The organism is Pseudoalteromonas sp. 11L1, from assembly GCF_055397545.1.
Genome location: NZ_AP041141.1, coordinates 767,652 through 784,116, shown reverse-complemented (window position 1 = coordinate 784,116; position 16,465 = coordinate 767,652). Strand labels below are relative to the sequence as shown.

General features: G+C 43.5%; 8 protein-coding genes and 2 rRNA genes. 5 read left to right on the top strand and 5 right to left on the bottom strand.

Translation table 11 applies throughout. The annotated features are described in order from the left end of the window. Position 1: 1 nt before the first annotated feature. The 3 genes from ACZ5WS_RS03640 to ACZ5WS_RS03630 are packed head-to-tail and all read right to left on the bottom strand — an operon-like array spanning position 2 to position 4,369. Positions 2-2,398 carry an ABC transporter permease gene (locus ACZ5WS_RS03640; protein WP_464710691.1) on the bottom strand — a complete coding sequence of 799 codons (2,397 nt, stop codon included), beginning with the start codon at positions 2,396-2,398 and terminating at the stop codon, positions 2-4. A gap of 1 nt (position 2,399) precedes the next feature. Next, positions 2,400-3,104 (bottom strand): ABC transporter ATP-binding protein, encoded by a 705-nt coding sequence (locus ACZ5WS_RS03635; RefSeq protein WP_054454271.1) that lies wholly within the window; start codon positions 3,102-3,104, stop codon positions 2,400-2,402. Between the two features lie 11 nt (positions 3,105-3,115). Beyond that, complete coding sequence (locus ACZ5WS_RS03630; protein ID WP_464710688.1) at positions 3,116-4,369, bottom strand: efflux RND transporter periplasmic adaptor subunit; 1,254 nt, start codon at positions 4,367-4,369, stop codon at positions 3,116-3,118. A 225-nt stretch (positions 4,370-4,594) separates the two neighbouring features. Here ACZ5WS_RS03630 and ACZ5WS_RS03625 point away from each other — a divergent pair, with 225 nt between their 5' ends. From ACZ5WS_RS03625 to ACZ5WS_RS03605, 5 genes are all read left to right on the top strand, one after another. After that, the gene (locus ACZ5WS_RS03625) at positions 4,595-6,013 is read left to right on the top strand and encodes a sigma-54-dependent transcriptional regulator (RefSeq protein WP_464710686.1); all 1,419 of its coding nucleotides are present in this window, start codon (positions 4,595-4,597) and stop codon (positions 6,011-6,013) included. A 2-nt stretch (positions 6,014-6,015) separates the two neighbouring features. Beyond that, positions 6,016-7,332: a sensor histidine kinase gene (locus ACZ5WS_RS03620; protein WP_464710684.1), complete on the top strand. Its 1,317-nt coding sequence runs from the start codon at positions 6,016-6,018 to the stop codon at positions 7,330-7,332. Between the two features lie 96 nt (positions 7,333-7,428). Next, positions 7,429-8,721, top strand: coding sequence for a hypothetical protein (locus tag ACZ5WS_RS03615; protein ID WP_464710682.1), 1,293 nt, complete (start codon positions 7,429-7,431; stop codon positions 8,719-8,721). Beyond that, complete coding sequence (locus tag ACZ5WS_RS03610) at positions 8,714-11,164, top strand: tetratricopeptide repeat protein (RefSeq protein ID WP_464710680.1); 2,451 nt, start codon at positions 8,714-8,716, stop codon at positions 11,162-11,164. The genes ACZ5WS_RS03615 and ACZ5WS_RS03610 overlap by 8 nt, the downstream gene beginning before the upstream one ends. 143 nt (positions 11,165-11,307) lie before the next feature. Beyond that, positions 11,308-12,585, top strand: a complete 1,278-nt coding sequence (locus tag ACZ5WS_RS03605; protein ID WP_464710678.1) for a LysM peptidoglycan-binding domain-containing protein — start codon at positions 11,308-11,310, stop codon at positions 12,583-12,585. Between the two features lie 571 nt (positions 12,586-13,156). On the opposite strand, the gene rrf is transcribed toward ACZ5WS_RS03605, so the two are convergent. Both rrf and ACZ5WS_RS03595 read right to left on the bottom strand, forming a co-directional pair. Beyond that, positions 13,157-13,271 (bottom strand): 5S ribosomal RNA (gene rrf / locus ACZ5WS_RS03600). Positions 13,272-13,407: 136 nt separating this feature from the next. Continuing rightward, positions 13,408-16,292, bottom strand: a 23S ribosomal RNA gene (locus tag ACZ5WS_RS03595). Positions 16,293-16,465: the final 173 nt, after the last annotated feature.

Here is a 16,465-nt window from a genome sequence, read left to right as displayed (position 1 = left end):
TTTATTCATAACGTAAAGTAAGCGACGGTCTCGTACTGGCAGCTTTAAAGGCGAGGCTTGCAACCGTCAGCCAAGTGATCGCAGTAACACTCAAAGCGGCAACCAGATAAACCCACAGCGCTTGATCAACACGCTCATTAAAGTTTGCGAGCCAATCACCCACCAGCCAATAGGTTAGCGGGTATGCTATGGCTACACTTCCTAACACTAAAATCAAAAACTCTTTTGCCAGTAGGTTCATAATGCTGATGCGTGACGCACCCAGTACTTTGCGTACAGCGACTTCTTTTTGGCGACGAATCGTGGCAAATGAAGCTAGACCAAAAGTACCTAAGCAAGTTAAGAACACTGCAAGGCCAGTAAATATAAGTACGACAAGAGAAACACGCTCATCACCTTTTAATACTGCTTTATAGTTTTCAGCTAGCAGGTTTATTTTTGGCTCATAAATATTAGACACTTCAGCTAAAGCTGTGATCACTGCCTGTTTTATAGCAGGGAGGTTTTGTACGTTCACGGTTAAAATCACTTCAGATACTGGTGTTAAATAGTTATAACCACATAAAAACATAATGTTAGAATTCGCATCTTGTGCATTACCAACCTTTACATCTTTTACAACACCAACAACTTGCATATCCACATTACGCCCTGTGTCTTTAATTTTTTGTCCAACAATATCAGCCACATTGCTATAACCAGCCTGCTTGGCAACGGTTTCTGTAATAATTGTACCTACTGTTGTAACCCCGTTTGCTCGCGTCGCCCAGTCTGAGGAAAACTCACGGCTAAAGTCTCTACCAGTAATAAGCGTAAGGCCTAGCCCCTTTACAACATCAAAACCAGAACCTATCACAGGGGTTATTCCACCTGAAGATTCACCATTGGGCCAAGTGGGCTGTAATGTATTGTTAATTGAAACGGTTAAACGGGTATCAATAACCGTTGCTTGCTCTACACCATCTATAGCCGTCAAGCGATTAATTAGTGCGCTAGGCTGCTGCGTAAATACTGATTGCACCGGCAACTCTGAAACCACTAAGCGTTGCTGCGTTTGATAGCCTAAAGGAAGGCTTTGTAAATGAGATAATTGTTTTAATAACGTAACTGATGCAATGATCAAACCGATTGCTAATGAAGCTTGCAAGGTCAATAAACATTTACGTACCCAAATGGCCGTATTACCGCGTTGTAAATCGCCACTTAACACTCGTTTTGCGCTAAATGATGAGATAAACAATGCCGGGTACAAACCTGCAAGTATGCCTACAGCAATAACAACAGCCATAATGCCCAAACCAAAGGCTGAAAAATAACTCACTATCAGTTCACGATCGACCAGCTGGTTAAAACTTGGCAATAACAGCTCCACTAACACACAGGCAATAATCATCGACAATAGAGCAACCAAAGTAGATTCAGCTAAAAACTGTGTTACTAACTGCAGCTTACTTGCACCAAGTGCCTTGCGCACACCCACTTCTTTAGCGCGCTTTGCAGACTGCGCTACTGTCATATTGATAAAGTTAAAGCCAGCAATCAAAATAAGTAACACGCTCAACCCTGCACAAATCGTTACAACTTGCTTTGCGCCGCCTGCTTTCATTTCAAATGGCGATTTTGCTGTTAAATGTAAGTCTAGTAATGGGTGTAACTCAATGGCAACTTGACCCGCCATTTGCCCATTGAAGTACTGTTTAGACAGTGTATCAGCGAGTGCTTTTGGATCGGCCTGTGGCGCCAAACGCATATAAACATAGCTACTATTAATCATCAGGTTATTTGGATCATGTTTTACATAAACGAGGTTTTTAAATGCAAAGTGAGTGTTGCTTGGTAAATCTGCAAACACCGCCCGTACAGTATATTGCCCTTGTTCGTGCTGTAGCGTGTTACCAATAACATTTATTGTACCGAAAATACGCAGTGCTTCAGATTCACTTAACGCCAGGCTCCCTGGTGTACTCATTGCATTTTTTAAATCCCCTGCCAATGTGTTTATATTGATAAAGTTCTCAATATTGGGCGTTGCCCCATACAAGTCATTAAGTTTAAAACCCTGATCCAGGTACTGCACGTCAACCATAGCTTCTCGAGTCAGCGATACCATCGTCAAACCAAACACTTCTTCTACTTGGCTATATTCAGTGGCTTTTGCCGCTTGAGAATAATTGAAAATAGGAATAACTGATAACCCTAACTTTGAGTAATCTTGGCCTACACGGTAAACACGTTCAGCGTGAGGTTGCTGACTATCGTATGACAACTCGTTTTGTGCAAACAGTGCCACTAAAATTGCCGCAGCTAAGCCAATACTTAGCCCTAAAAGGTTTAGGATAAAATGCTGTTTTTGTTGCTTGAATGATCTTAAAGCAGTGACTAAATAATTAATAAACATATTAAGCAACCTCAACAACGGCTTGCTGCGCAATATTTGCTTTATCAAGCATCACTTGGCCATCCAATAGGCGCACTAAGCGATCAGCATAGGCACCCTCTTTTTCTGAGTGAGTCACCATGATCACCGTTGTGCCTTCACGGTTTAATTCGCGTAGCATCGCCATTACTTCGTCACCATTTTTTGAGTCGAGGTTACCGGTTGGCTCATCGGCTAAAATGAGTTTAGGGTTAATCACTAATGCACGCGCAACGGCTACCCGCTGCTGCTGACCACCCGATAGTTGCTGTGGTAAATGCTCGCCGCGGTGATCAATACCCACGCGCTTTAAAATGGTTTCTACGCGTTGCTTACGCTCACTTTTTGATATTTTTTGATACTGCAATGGCAACTCTACGTTTTCATAAACTGTTAGCTCATCAATCAGGTTAAAGCTTTGAAATACAAAGCCAATTGATTCTTTACGTAGCTCTGCTAGTTGCTTTTCGCTATAGCCTGCAATATCAGTTCCCGCAAAATCAAAGTTGCCTGAGGTCGGTGAATCAAGCATACCCAAAATAGAAAGCAGCGTTGACTTACCACAGCCAGATGGCCCCATTATCGCTAAAAAATCGCCTTCGTTTACAGTTAAGTTGATATTGCTTAGCGCTGTAGTTTCAACATCTTGAGTACGAAATACGCGGCTTAAATTAGTTAGTTTGATCATTGTTATTATCCTTAAAATTGTAGTTGCTGTGCTTTGTCAAAGTTACTGTAGCTAGAGGTAATCACTTTATCCCCAGCGTTTAGCCCTTCAAGCACTTCAAAATAGTGTTGATTCTTTTTGCCTAGGCGAATATCACGGCGCACTGCTTTATCACCGCCCTGCTCGATTACATAAACCCAGTTACCGCCCGAGTTAGTAAAAAAAGCCCCGCGTTTAAGCAGTAAGGCATTGTTACTGTCACCCCCTAGCATTAACTCAATATCAATGCTTTGGCCGCGCTTAATGCTTTTAGTGTTACTGGGTAAGTCCACTTCTACTTGAAATTGTGACTGCTGTACGCGGCTATCGATTTTGCTCACTTTTGCATTCACCGTGCCGCTTTCTAGCTCAATCATTACCGCCATGTCACGCTGCACTTGGTTTAAATAAAATTCATCCATGCGCACCACTAACTTATATTCATTAGGAATATCTATTTGGCCTAACCGCGCACCACTGTTTTTAGATTCGCCAATTTCCACATCAAGTTCGCTTAAATAACCCGATACCGGTGCTTTGATTAATAAGTTGTCGAGATTTCGACGCGCAAATTGTAGATTTTTTTCGAGCATTCTAGCGCTGTCTGACAACTGCGCCACTTGCACCTCACGGATTGAATTTTCTTGCTGTTGGCGCTCAAGGGTGAGCTCTTTACGGGCTTGGTAATAATTTAAATCCTCTTCGAGCTCAGCTAGTTGGTCTTGCGCCAATACGCCACTTTTAACCAGAGGTTTAGTTTGTTTTAATCGACGTGTTAAATGAGTTATTTTTAATTCGATTTCTAATAAGTCGCGGCGTAAGTTTAACCGGCTGGTTTCCATGGTCATTTGCGTATTACGTAAAAAGTTAAGCTGCTCGGTAACTTGTGCTTCACGGCTCATTACATCAAGTTGTAAGTTAGTGTTGCTTAAGCGCACGAGCGGTTGGCCTTTCTCAACATATTCACCTTGCTCGACTAATCGCTCTTCCACTTGACCACCAGCAATGGTATCGAGATAAATACTGGTTTTTGGCACAACTTGACCGCGTAAGCTTAAGGCATCTTTAAAGGCACCTTGTTTAACCGTGCTAACCGTTAAGCCACTACGCTCGATATTTTGGCTACGGCCCGTATCACTGCTTTGCGTATAACCATATGCAGCCGCAGCAACACCTAAAGTAAGAGCTGCAAAAGTAAATTTTTTAAAATACTTCTGCGTAAATGAGCGTTCTATTTTTTTATCCATGTCGGCTACCTTGATACAGGTTTAATAAACTAATTACCGATAGTTATTACAAACGCTGTGCCAGTTTTATTTAACCAATAAATTCAAAAGGTTAATGTTTATTTTGATTGTTCACATATTTGTAGTGTCCGTTTATAGAACACTTTGTTATCTTATGAACGTCCATTTATGGACACTGTCCCCTTTTTGTTTTAGGCTAAATAAAACTCTATAAGAATAAAAAACATGAAACACACAGGCTCTCTTCTAATTGTTGATGACAACCCAGACATTCTCATTGCAGCACGTTTATTACTAAAACAGCATTATCAAAGTGTTAAAACCACAGACAATCCATTTGACATTGCAGGCATCATTAACGAGCAACGCAAGCTCGAGCAGCCCGTTGACGTAATACTGCTTGATATGAACTTTACCCAAGACTCAATCAGTGGCAAAGAAGGCTTTTATTGGCTTAAAAAAATTATCGAACAAGACGCTAATATCGTTGTTTTACTAATGACCGCTTACGGAGATATTCAATTAGCCGTAGATGCAATTAAAGCGGGGGCCTCTGATTTTATTGCCAAGCCTTGGCAAAACGAGCAATTACTTGGCGCAGTCGCCGCTGCATTTTCACACGCCAAAGACAAACAGCAAGTGGGCAAATTAACGCGGCAAAAACAGGGGTTAAACCAAGCCTTAAACACGCCTAACTTTGAGTTTTTAGGTCAAAGCAATGCGATGCAACAGGTGTTTAGCACCATAGAAAAAGCAGCTCAAACTGATGCCAACATATTAATAACCGGTGAAAGTGGCACAGGGAAGGAGTTGACCGCACACGCCATTCATCAAGCAAGTATGCGCCATAATCAAACATTTATGAGTTTAGACATGGGTGCGGTGGCGCAGAATTTATTTGAAAGCGAACTTTTCGGCCACAAAAAAGGCGCGTTTACCGATGCAAAAAGCGATCGAATTGGTAAATTTGAGCTTGCCCACGGTGGCAGTTTATTTTTAGATGAACTGGGTAATTTACCCTTAGAGCATCAAGCCAAATTACTGGCTGCACTCCAAAATAGACAAATAACGCCCGTTGGCAGCAGTAAAGCCGTTGATATAGATATTCGCCTTATTTGCGCCACTAACGACAACCTTGATCAAGCCGTCGCAGAGGGGCGTTTTCGTCAAGATTTATTGTATCGGATAAACACCGTTGAAATTCGCCTTCCAGCATTACGGGAGCGCAGCGATGACATTCCATTATTAGCTAATTACTACCTAAAACACTTTGCGCAAAAATATAAACGCAGCTTAACCATTAGCGATGATGATATGAGTGCGCTTTGCCAATACGCGTGGCCAGGTAATGTACGTGAATTGGCTCACGCTATAGAGCGTGCGGTTATATTAACTGAAGGGGATACACTCGATATAACCTCAGTTGTAGGTAATAGCGCAGCACCTAGCGCTCATTCTGCGAGTCAAAGTACAGAGGATATAAACAATCAGCTACAGTACGACACCTTTGATTTAGACATACTCGAACAACGCACAGTTCGCGCAGCACTTAAGCACCATCAAGGTAATGTGAGTCATGCAGCCAAAGCACTGGGTTTAACCCGTGGTGCCATGTACCGCCGCCTTGAAAAGTACGGGCTATAATCATGCGAGCTAATTTATTACTTTCATTTAATATTATCGCACTTATAAGTGTTAGTGCGTTGCTTAGCTATGTATTGCAAAAGCATGGTTTTTCAGCGACGACATTATTAATGATGCTAGTCGCAGCGGCGCTAATAGCGCATATTTTTACGCTGTTTAAGCGCCAACAAAAACAAGCTGAAATGGTGATCCGCGCTTTAGCTAATGGCGACAGTACATTAGGGCTTGGTCAGCAACACCCAATGCTTAAGCAATTTGAGCAAGTAAAAGCACAAATGCAAACAGCGCGCTTTAATGCCGAGCAACAAGCTCAGTTTTTACAAGCTTTGCTCATCCATGTTGATTTAGCCGTTATGGTATGTGATGATAACGGCGAGGTGATCGAATCAAACCCAGCCGTTAGTAAGTTACTAGGTAAAAGCTTCCAAAATTTACATGAGTTAGGCGCTGTTGGAGAGTTAATTTTAAACGCCGAACACAATATCCGCAGCACCACCTACTGGCAAAATGGCGAGCAACACGACACCCTATCAATTCAACTGAGTATCGCCGAAATACAAGGGAGGGTTCGCCGTGTAGTGAGCTTACAATCAATTCACGACCAATTACAACTTAAAGAACAACAAGCATATAAACGCTTAACTAAAGTGCTCACTCACGAAATTGCCAACTCTATTACGCCACTATCATCACTAGCTGATACCTGCAGTAATTTGCTGCCACAAGCATTATGTTTTAATGAGCTTGAAGATAAACAAGACTTACAGCTTGCACTAAGCACGTTAGCATCAAGAACAGCTCATTTAGGTGATTTTATTGCTCGTTTTCGCCAAGTTAGTAGCTTACCTAAACCTAATTTAGCACCTAAAAATTTAGCCGATATGCTAACGCATATTGTCGCTTTACATCAACAACAAGCCCGTGAACTGCAAATAGATATAGAGCTTACAATTCAAAGCCAGCAATTAGTGATGCTTGATAGCAGTCAAATAGAGCAAGTATTAGTAAACTTAATAAAAAATGCACTTGAAGTACTAAAGAGTAACCAAAAGTACAGTACTGAGAATGCCACTCAAGCAAGGGTCGAAATCAGCTTGGCGCAAAACGCCAGCCAACAACTCTACATAGAAATTAGTGACAATGGCCCAGGCATCAGCGAACATGTGGTGGATATGATCTTCGTACCATTTTTTACTACCAAGCAACAAGGCTCCGGCATTGGCCTTAGCCTCTCTCGGCAAATAATGCTCAACCACGGTGGCGATTTAATTTATGTACCAAAACCACAAGGCGCCTGCTTTAGGTGTGTGTTTGGTTAAAACACTAATATCACTAGTAATCTAGTGACACTAATTCACCTCGCGTGCTATCTTTAACTTAATTAAGTTTGAACATATCAACTGATGGGACTTTTGATGAATACCCCTAAAGACTTTCATAATGCATTCCTAGATACGGCTAAACGCGATGATATATTAAATTACTATGTTAATCGTGCTCCTGATGATGCTCACGACAGTGTTGAAGATATGAAACAGGCCATCGAATGGGAAGATACTCCTGGCTGTTATTTATTCTCTGGACTTAGAGGCGCAGGTAAAACCACTGAACTCCAGCGTTTACTGGCTGATCTCAAAGTAAAAAACATACCGGCTTTTTACTGCAGTGCAGACTCTTTTTTAGATTTAAATGAGCCTGCAATTACTCAAACTGAATTGATTTTTACTGCATTAGCTGGCTTATCTCACGCTGTTAAAAAAGCATATGGCGATGATTTCCTTACTGAAACAATTTGGGAACGCACAAAAAAAGCAATGGACTCAAAAGTAGAGCTAAAACCTAAAATAAAAGCAGCCGGGGCTGAGGTTGAGTTCTCCCTAGAAGAAAATATAACTTTTAAACAAGAATTAATAAAATTTGCTAATAGCTCAAATAAGTTTTTTCAAGAGGCCATCAAGTTTGCAAACGATGTCTCTGCATCAGTTAAACGACATACCAATCAAGATAAAGTTGTTCTTGTTGTTGATTCATTAGAGAGACTGTCTGCACCTAATGGTCAAGAACACGTATTATTTGAATCTCTTAAAGACTTGTTTTTTAACTCTCCTGCCCGACTATCTTTTGAAAATATTACCGTAATTTATACTGTTCCCCCGTATATCCATGCTGTACTTCCTAGCATTGACCAATTTTATTCTGGGAGCTTTTCGCTACCAAATTTTAAAGTTATACAAACACCTAAAAAAGAAAAGCCAATTGAGAAAAACCCAGAAGGTATAGACAAAATGGTGTGTGTAGTCGAAAAACGTTTTCCTGAGTGGGAAAATTATATTTCAAAGCCCGTGATAGAGGAGTTTGCATGGCTATGCGGTGGTAACGTTCGTCGAATGTTTGCTTTAATACGCCATACCACTAAAAAAGCAGTACTTGGTAAAGTCAATTTTCCTGTAAATAGAGTTAATAGCACTCCTGTGAAGCAAGCAATTTTAGAAGAAACTAAGAATATCCAATGGTTAAATGCACAAGATAGAAAATGGTTAATTCATTGCAGAAAGCACAGCGGTAACCTAGCACAATGTATAAATGACCTTGCCAGCGACTTACCACCAATTATTCGTTTATTTGATCATTCATTAGTTTTAAATTATCAAAATGGTAGTATTTGGTACCAAGTTCCTCCAATTATGAACGACTACTTTAATGAATAATCATGATTTTGAGGCCATCTGGTCAGAGTTAAAACTCACACTTGAGTGGCACGAAGACTTCTCTCTTTTTTTTGTATTTGTTGAAAATACTCAAGCGAGTTTTGCCCTTAAACAGCGGCTAGATGACTTTATGCGCAGTCACAGTAAACCGTTACGCCGTATAAAGCCAATAACTCAAACAGATTTACCAAATAAAGTTATTGATGAAATTTTTGACGCTAACGCAAGCTACTCTCCCGTTTGGGTAGCGCTAACACAGGTAGATCAAGAAGGGGTTTGGGATACGCTAAGAGCCAAAACCTTAGCAACTTTAAATAAGCGCCGCTCGCAGTTGGAAAATATTGTAAAAAGCCCTATTTTCATTGAGCTACCTTATACATGTGCAGCTAATGTTGTCACTTGGGCGCCTGATATCTGGAGTGTCCGCCAACAAATAATTGAACTACCTTCTAATATTCAATTAAATACCGAGCTGCCAGACTCTGAAACCTCAAATGAACTACTATTGTCATCTTTACAACTTGATGAAGCTATCTACCAAACTAGGGCCAAGATAGAACAGCTGCAAAGTGCGGTTACAAACCAAGGAAAAAGGCATTTGAGTATCGCCTTAGATAGATTAGGTGACTTACTAAGTAATATTGGCCAGTTACCTGAAGCCAAAGCCGCGTATGCGCAAAGCTTAGCAATTTGCCAACAACTGCAAACGAGCCTTGGTGACTCACCACAAGTATTACGGGACCTGTCTGTCTCGTTTGATAAGGTGGGTAATATTGAGCAGCAACTCGGGGATTTACCCGCCGCCAAAGCCGCGTATGCGCAAAGCTTAGCAATTTGCCAACAACTGCAAACGAGCCTTGGTGACTCACCACAAGTATTACGGGACCTGTCTGTCTCGTTTGATAAGGTGGGTAATATTGAGCAGCAACTCGGGGATTTACCCGCCGCCAAAGCCGCGTATGCGCAAAGCTTAGCAATTTGCCAACAACTGCAAACGAGCCTTGGTGACTCACCACAAGTATTACGGGACCTGTCTGTCTCGTTTGATAAGGTGGGTAATATTGAGCAGCAACTCGGGGATTTACCCGCCGCCAAAGCCGCGTATGCGCAAAGCTTAGCGATTCGCCAACAACTGCAAACGAGCCTTGGTGACTCACCACAAGTATTACGGGACCTGTCTGTCTCGTTTGATAATGTGGGTAATATTGAGCAGCAACTCGGGGATTTACCCGCCGCCAAAGCCGCGTATGCGCAAAGCTTAGCAATTTGCCAACAACTGCAAACGAGCCTTGGTGACTCACCACAAGTATTACGGGACCTGTCTGTTTCGTTGGATAATGTCGGTAATATTGAGCAGCTACTCGGGGATTTACCCGCCGCCAAAGCCGCGTATGCGCAAAGCTTAGCAATTTGCCAACAACTGCAAACGAGCCTTGGTGACTCACCACAAGTATTACGGGACCTGTCTGTCTCGTTTGATAAGGTGGGTAATATTGAGCAGCAACTCGGGGATTTACCCGCCGCCAAAGCCGCGTATGCGCAAAGCTTAGCGATTCGCCAACAACTGCAAACGAGCCTTGGTGACTCACCACAAGTATTACGGGACCTGTCTGTCTCGTTTGATAAGGTGGGTAATATTGAGCAGCAACTCGGGGATTTACCCGCCGCCAAAGCCGCGTATGCGCAAAGCTTAGCAATTTTCCAACAACTGCAAACGAGCCTTGGTGACTCACCACAAGTATTACGGGACCTGTCTGTCTCGTTTAATAAGGTGGGTAATATTGAGCAGCAACTCGGGGATTTACCCGCCGCCAAAGCCGCGTATGCGCAAAGCTTAGCGATTCGCCAACAACTGCAAACGAGCCTTGGTGACTCACCACAAGTATTACGGGACCTGTCTGTCTCGTTGGATAATGTCGGTAATATTGAGCAGCAACTCGGGGATTTACCCGCCGCCAAAGCCGCGTATGCGCAAAGCTTAGCAATTTGCCAACAACTGCAAACGAGCCTTGGTGACTCACCACAAGTATTACGGGACCTGTCTGTCTCGTTGGATAATGTCGGTAATATTGAGCAGCAACTCGGGGATTTACCCGCCGCCAAAGCCGCGTATGCGCAAAGCTTAGCGATTCGCCAACAACTGCAAACGAGCCTTGGTGACTCACCACAAGTATTACGGGACCTGTCTGTCTCGTTTGATAATGTGGGTAATATTGAGCAGCTACTCGGGGATTTACCCGCCGCCAAAGCCGCGTATGCGCAAAGCTTACAGCTCGACAGGCAGCTTCAAACTAATTTTGGGGATACATTAACAGTGCTTAAAGATCTAACTATATCCTTAAAGAGGGTGGCTGAAATAGAAAAAAAATTAGGTAATTTAACTTCAGCTAAACACCTACAAGCTCAATCGCATGAAATAGAGGCTAAATTAGAAACTTTTTAATCACCGCATTTAACTTATCCCGCCGCTACAAAGAGCAATTTAAGGCACAGGTTAATCCATCTACAAGTCACTTTTAACTCACCCTATGTTAAGCTTATCTGCTTTAAGTTAGCCGCATTTATATTTTCGGAGTAGTTTAGTACGTGTTTGTAAATCAATTTATCCGCATTCTACCGCTGGTTATTATTTTATCTGGCTGTGAAACCACGCTCAACGCACCACCCCCTGAGCCTAAAAAAACTACAACGCTGCCAACTCCCGTTGTAAAAAATGAGACCGAAGAGGTTGTTGAGCACATTCCACCAATCAGTGCACAAGCACTAGACGATGTATGGGGTCGCATTAAGGCGCAGCTGTCATTTGCTGATTCCAGCCACCCGGCGGTGCAAAAACGCATTGCATGGTACTTAACTCATCCAAATTATATGGACGAAATTAGCCGCCGAGCCGAACCTTACCTTTACTATATTGTAAACGAAGTCGAAAAACGCGGGTTACCCATTGAGTTGGCATTAATGCCGTTGATTGAAAGTGACTTTGATGCCAGTGCGTACTCACATAAACATGCCTCTGGGTTGTGGCAACTAACGCCTGCTATTGCTAAATATTTTAAAGTGCAAATATCCCCTTGGTATGACGGACGTCAAGACGTAATAGACAGTACCCGAGCTGCGCTGGATTTTATGGAGTATTTACACAAGCGCTTTGATGGCAATTGGTATCATGCAATTGCGGCTTATAACGTAGGTGAAGGCCGTGTACAACGAGCCATCAGAAATAATAAAAAGCAGGGTAAGCCCACTGATTTTTTTAATTTAAAACTGCCTAAACAAACCAGTCAGTACGTGCCAAAATTACTAGCTGCGGCACAATTATTAAAAAGCAAAAAAATGGCCTTTCCTGCAATTTCAAACAGCCCAACAATTGCAGTATTGCCTATTGATGGCGCTGTCATTTTAGATAACCAAAAGCAATGGCAGCAACTTGAATCTTTAAACCATGGTGTGATCCGCTTTCCTGCCATTATTGATGCACCCCACATTGTTGTTCCAGTTGCTGAACAAACACAATTTAAAAACATGCTCGCTAATCTTGATTCCAATGATTATAGTCAGTGGCAACACTACACAGTAAAACGTGGCGATAGCTTAAGTGTTATAGCGAAACGCTACAAAGTGGGTATTAGCCAACTCAAAGCGTTTAACGATCTAAAAAGTAACACCATTAGAATTGGCCAAAAGCTTGTGCTCCCTCAATTAGCCGATACCCAAATTGAACATCAGGTTAAATCAGGCGAAAGTTTATGGAAAATCGCTAAGTATTACAAAGTAAGTATTAATAAACTCAAACAATGGAATAACCTTTCGAGCGACCACTTAAAAATAGGTAAAAAACTTACTGTATTCTTGTCTAATAGCTAACTACCTCGCTGATTATTAAATATATGGACTGATGACTTTATCAGCCCATATACCCTTCAAAAGACCTAAATTTAGATTCGAGTTTGCACATATTTGCCGTCGGCGCGTTCCTTCGTAGTGACCACGCAGTAGAATATCGTAGTGCCTACAGCGCTAGAGAGCCACATAGCAAGGTACATTTATGTTTTTAATGGGATGCGTTGGCTCTGAGGTTAACGTTGCGTTATTTTGCCCGCGGGGTTCTAGATACTCAACCCACGCTACGGTGGTCAGATTTACGCTGTGCAGCTGATAGCTGACGGCTGATACTTTCACTTTCCTGCAGACGTAAAAAAGCCCGACTCTTTCGAATCGGGCTTTCTTGTATTTGGAGTCGAGCGACAATGCCCTAGAATGTCGTAGTGTCCACAGCGATGGAAAGCCACATAACAAATGGGATACTATCATTGTGTCGGGAGTCGCTTCGCTCGCCCAACCTACACGATAGGTGCTGGGTGAATGTGCGCATTTTGCTTTCCTTCAAACAGCAAAAAACCCATCACATTTCTGTAACGGGTTTCTCTTATTTGGAGCCTGGTAATGTCCTACTTTCACATAACAAATGCTACACTATCATCGGCGCTGTTTCGTTTCACTACTGAGTTCGGCATGGGGTCAGGTGGGTCCAAAACGCTATTGTCACCAAGCAAATTTGGTGTCAGTCCGTATCGCTACGCACTAACTAAAATTTGGAATTCTGATAATAAAAGTTTTCAGTAATCTACTTTAGTCTATTAACTTCTTCGCTTGTTTCACTATCACATAAAACGCGTTTGGCGTTGTATGGTTAAGCCTCACGGGTAATTAGTACAAGTTAGCTTAATGGCTCACACCACTTCCACATCTTGCCTATCAACGTTGTAGTCTTCAACGGCCCTTCAGAGACTTTAAAAGTCTAGTGAGAACTCATCTCGAGGCCTGCTTCGCGCTTAGATGCTTTCAGCGCTTATCAGTTCCGAACGTAGCTACCGGGCAATGCCATTGGCATGACAACCCGAACACCAGCGGTTCGTTCACTCCGGTCCTCTCGTACTAGGAGCAACCCCTCTCAATTCTCAAACGCCCACGGCAGATAGGGACCGAACTGTCTCACGACGTTCTAAACCCAGCTCGCGTACCACTTTAAATGGCGAACAGCCATACCCTTGGGACCGACTTCAGCCCCAGGATGTGATGAGCCGACATCGAGGTGCCAAACACCGCCGTCGATATGAACTCTTGGGCGGTATCAGCCTGTTATCCCCGGAGTACCTTTTATCCGTTGAGCGATGGCCCTTCCATTCAGAACCACCGGATCACTATGACCTACTTTCGTACCTGCTCGACGTGTCTGTCTCGCAGTTAAGCTGGCTTCTACCATTACACTAACCGTACGATGTCCGACCGTACTTAGCCAACCTTCGTGCTCCTCCGTTACTCTTTGGGAGGAGACCGCCCCAGTCAAACTACCCACCAGGCACTGTCCGTAACCCCGATTCAGGGGCCAACGTTAGAACATCAAAACTACAAGGGTGGTATTTCAAGGACGACTCCACAAAAACTAGCGTCTCTGCTTCAAAGTCTCCCACCTATCCTACACATGTAGGTTCAATGTTCAGTGCCAAGCTGTAGTAAAGGTTCACGGGGTCTTTCCGTCTAGCCGCGGGTACACAGCATCTTCACTGCGATTTCAATTTCACTGAGTCTCGGGTGGAGACAGCGTGGCCATGGTTACACCATTCGTGCAGGTCGGAACTTACCCGACAAGGAATTTCGCTACCTTAGGACCGTTATAGTTACGGCCGCCGTTTACCGGGGCTTCGATCAAGAGCTTCTCCGAAGATAACCCCATCAATTAACCTTCCGGCACCGGGCAGGTGTCACACCGTATACGTCATCTTGCGATTTTGCACAGTGCTGTGTTTTTAATAAACAGTCCCAGCCACCTGGTCACTGCGGCTCCAATCAGCTTAGAGAGCAAGTCTCATCACCAATCGGAGCGTACCTTCTCCCGAAGTTACGGTACGATTTTGCCTAGTTCCTTCACCCGAGTTCTCTCAAGCGCCTTAGTATTCTCTACCTGACCACCTGTGTCGGTTTGGGGTACGATTCGGTATAATCTGAAGCTTAGAGGCTTTTCCTGGAAGTATGGCATCAGCAACTTCATCACCGTGGTGACTCGTCTCGTGTCTCAGCCTAACAGTAACCCGGATTTACCTAAGTCACTAGCCTACACACTTTCACATGGACTACCATCGCCATGCTTGCTTAGCCTGCTCCGTCCCCCCATCGCAATTATACCAAGTACGGAAATATTAATCCGTTTCCCATCGACTACGCCTTTCGGCCTCGCCTTAGGGGTCGACTTACCCTACCCTGATTAACATGGGATAGGAACCCTTGGTCTTCCGGCGTGCGGGTTTTTCACCCGCATTATCGTTACTCATGTCAGCATTCGCACTTCTGATACGTCCAGCATACCTCCCGGTACACCTTCAACCGCTTACAGAACGCTCCCCTACCACTCAGAATAAATTCTGAATCCGCAGCTTCGGTGCATAGTTTAGCCCCGTTACATCTTCCGCGCAGACCGACTCGACCAGTGAGCTATTACGCTTTCTTTAAAGGATGGCTGCTTCTAAGCCAACCTCCTGGCTGTCTGGGCCTTTCCACATCGTTTCCCACTTAACTATGACTTTGGGACCTTAGCTGGCGGTCTGGGTTGTTTCCCTCTTCACGACGGACGTTAGCACCCGCCGTGTGTCTCCCGGATATTACTTTACGGTATTCGGAGTTTGCAAAGGGTTGGTAAGTCGGGATGACCCCCTAGCCTTAACAGTGCTCTACCCCCGTAAGTATTCGTCCGAGGCTCTACCTAAATAGATTTCGGGGAGAACCAGCTATCTCCCGGTTTGATTAGCCTTTCACTCCTAACCACAGGTCATCCCCTAACTTTTCAACGTTAGTGGGTTCGGTCCTCCAATTGATGTTACTCAATCTTCAACCTGCCCATGGCTAGATCACCGGGTTTCGGGTCTATACCTTGCAACTATTCGCCCAGTTAAGACTCGGTTTCCCTACGGCTACCCTAATCGGTTAACCTCGCTACAAAATATAAGTCGCTGACCCATTATACAAAAGGTACGCAGTCACCCTCGAGGGGCTCCTACTGCTTGTACGTACACGGTTTCAGGTTCTATTTCACTCCCCTCACAGGGGTTCTTTTCGCCTTTCCCTCACGGTACTGGTTCACTATCGGTCAGTTGGGAGTATTTAGCCTTAGATGATGGTCCACCTATATTCAGTCAAAGTTTCACGTGCTCCGACCTACTCGATTTCACTTAAAATGCATTTTCATGTACGGGACTATCACCCTGTATCGTGGCACTTTCCAGAGCCTTCCATTAACACATAATAAGCTTAAGGGCTGTTCCGATTTCGCTCGCCGCTACTATCGGAATCTCGGTTGATTTCTTTTCCTACGGGTACTTAGATGTTTCAGTTCTCCGCGTTCGCCTCGTTAACCTATGTATTCAGTTAACGATACCTGCAAGCAGGTGGGTTTCCCCATTCGGAAATCCTAGTCTCAAGTGCTTTTTACTAGCTTGACTAGGCTTATCGCAAGTTAATACGTCCTTCATCGCCTCCAACTGCCAAGGCATCCACCGTGTACGCTTAGTCACTTAACCATACAACCCAAACGGGTCTTTGTTTCGTGACAGTTTAACTTCGCCAGAAGTTAATATTGAATACTAAAGTAGATACCAATCAACAAACGTAAAACGTTTATTAAATGGCACTGAATGATACTGCTATCATTCTTTTTTACTTTTGAAAACTCTGTACAAATAACAATGTTATT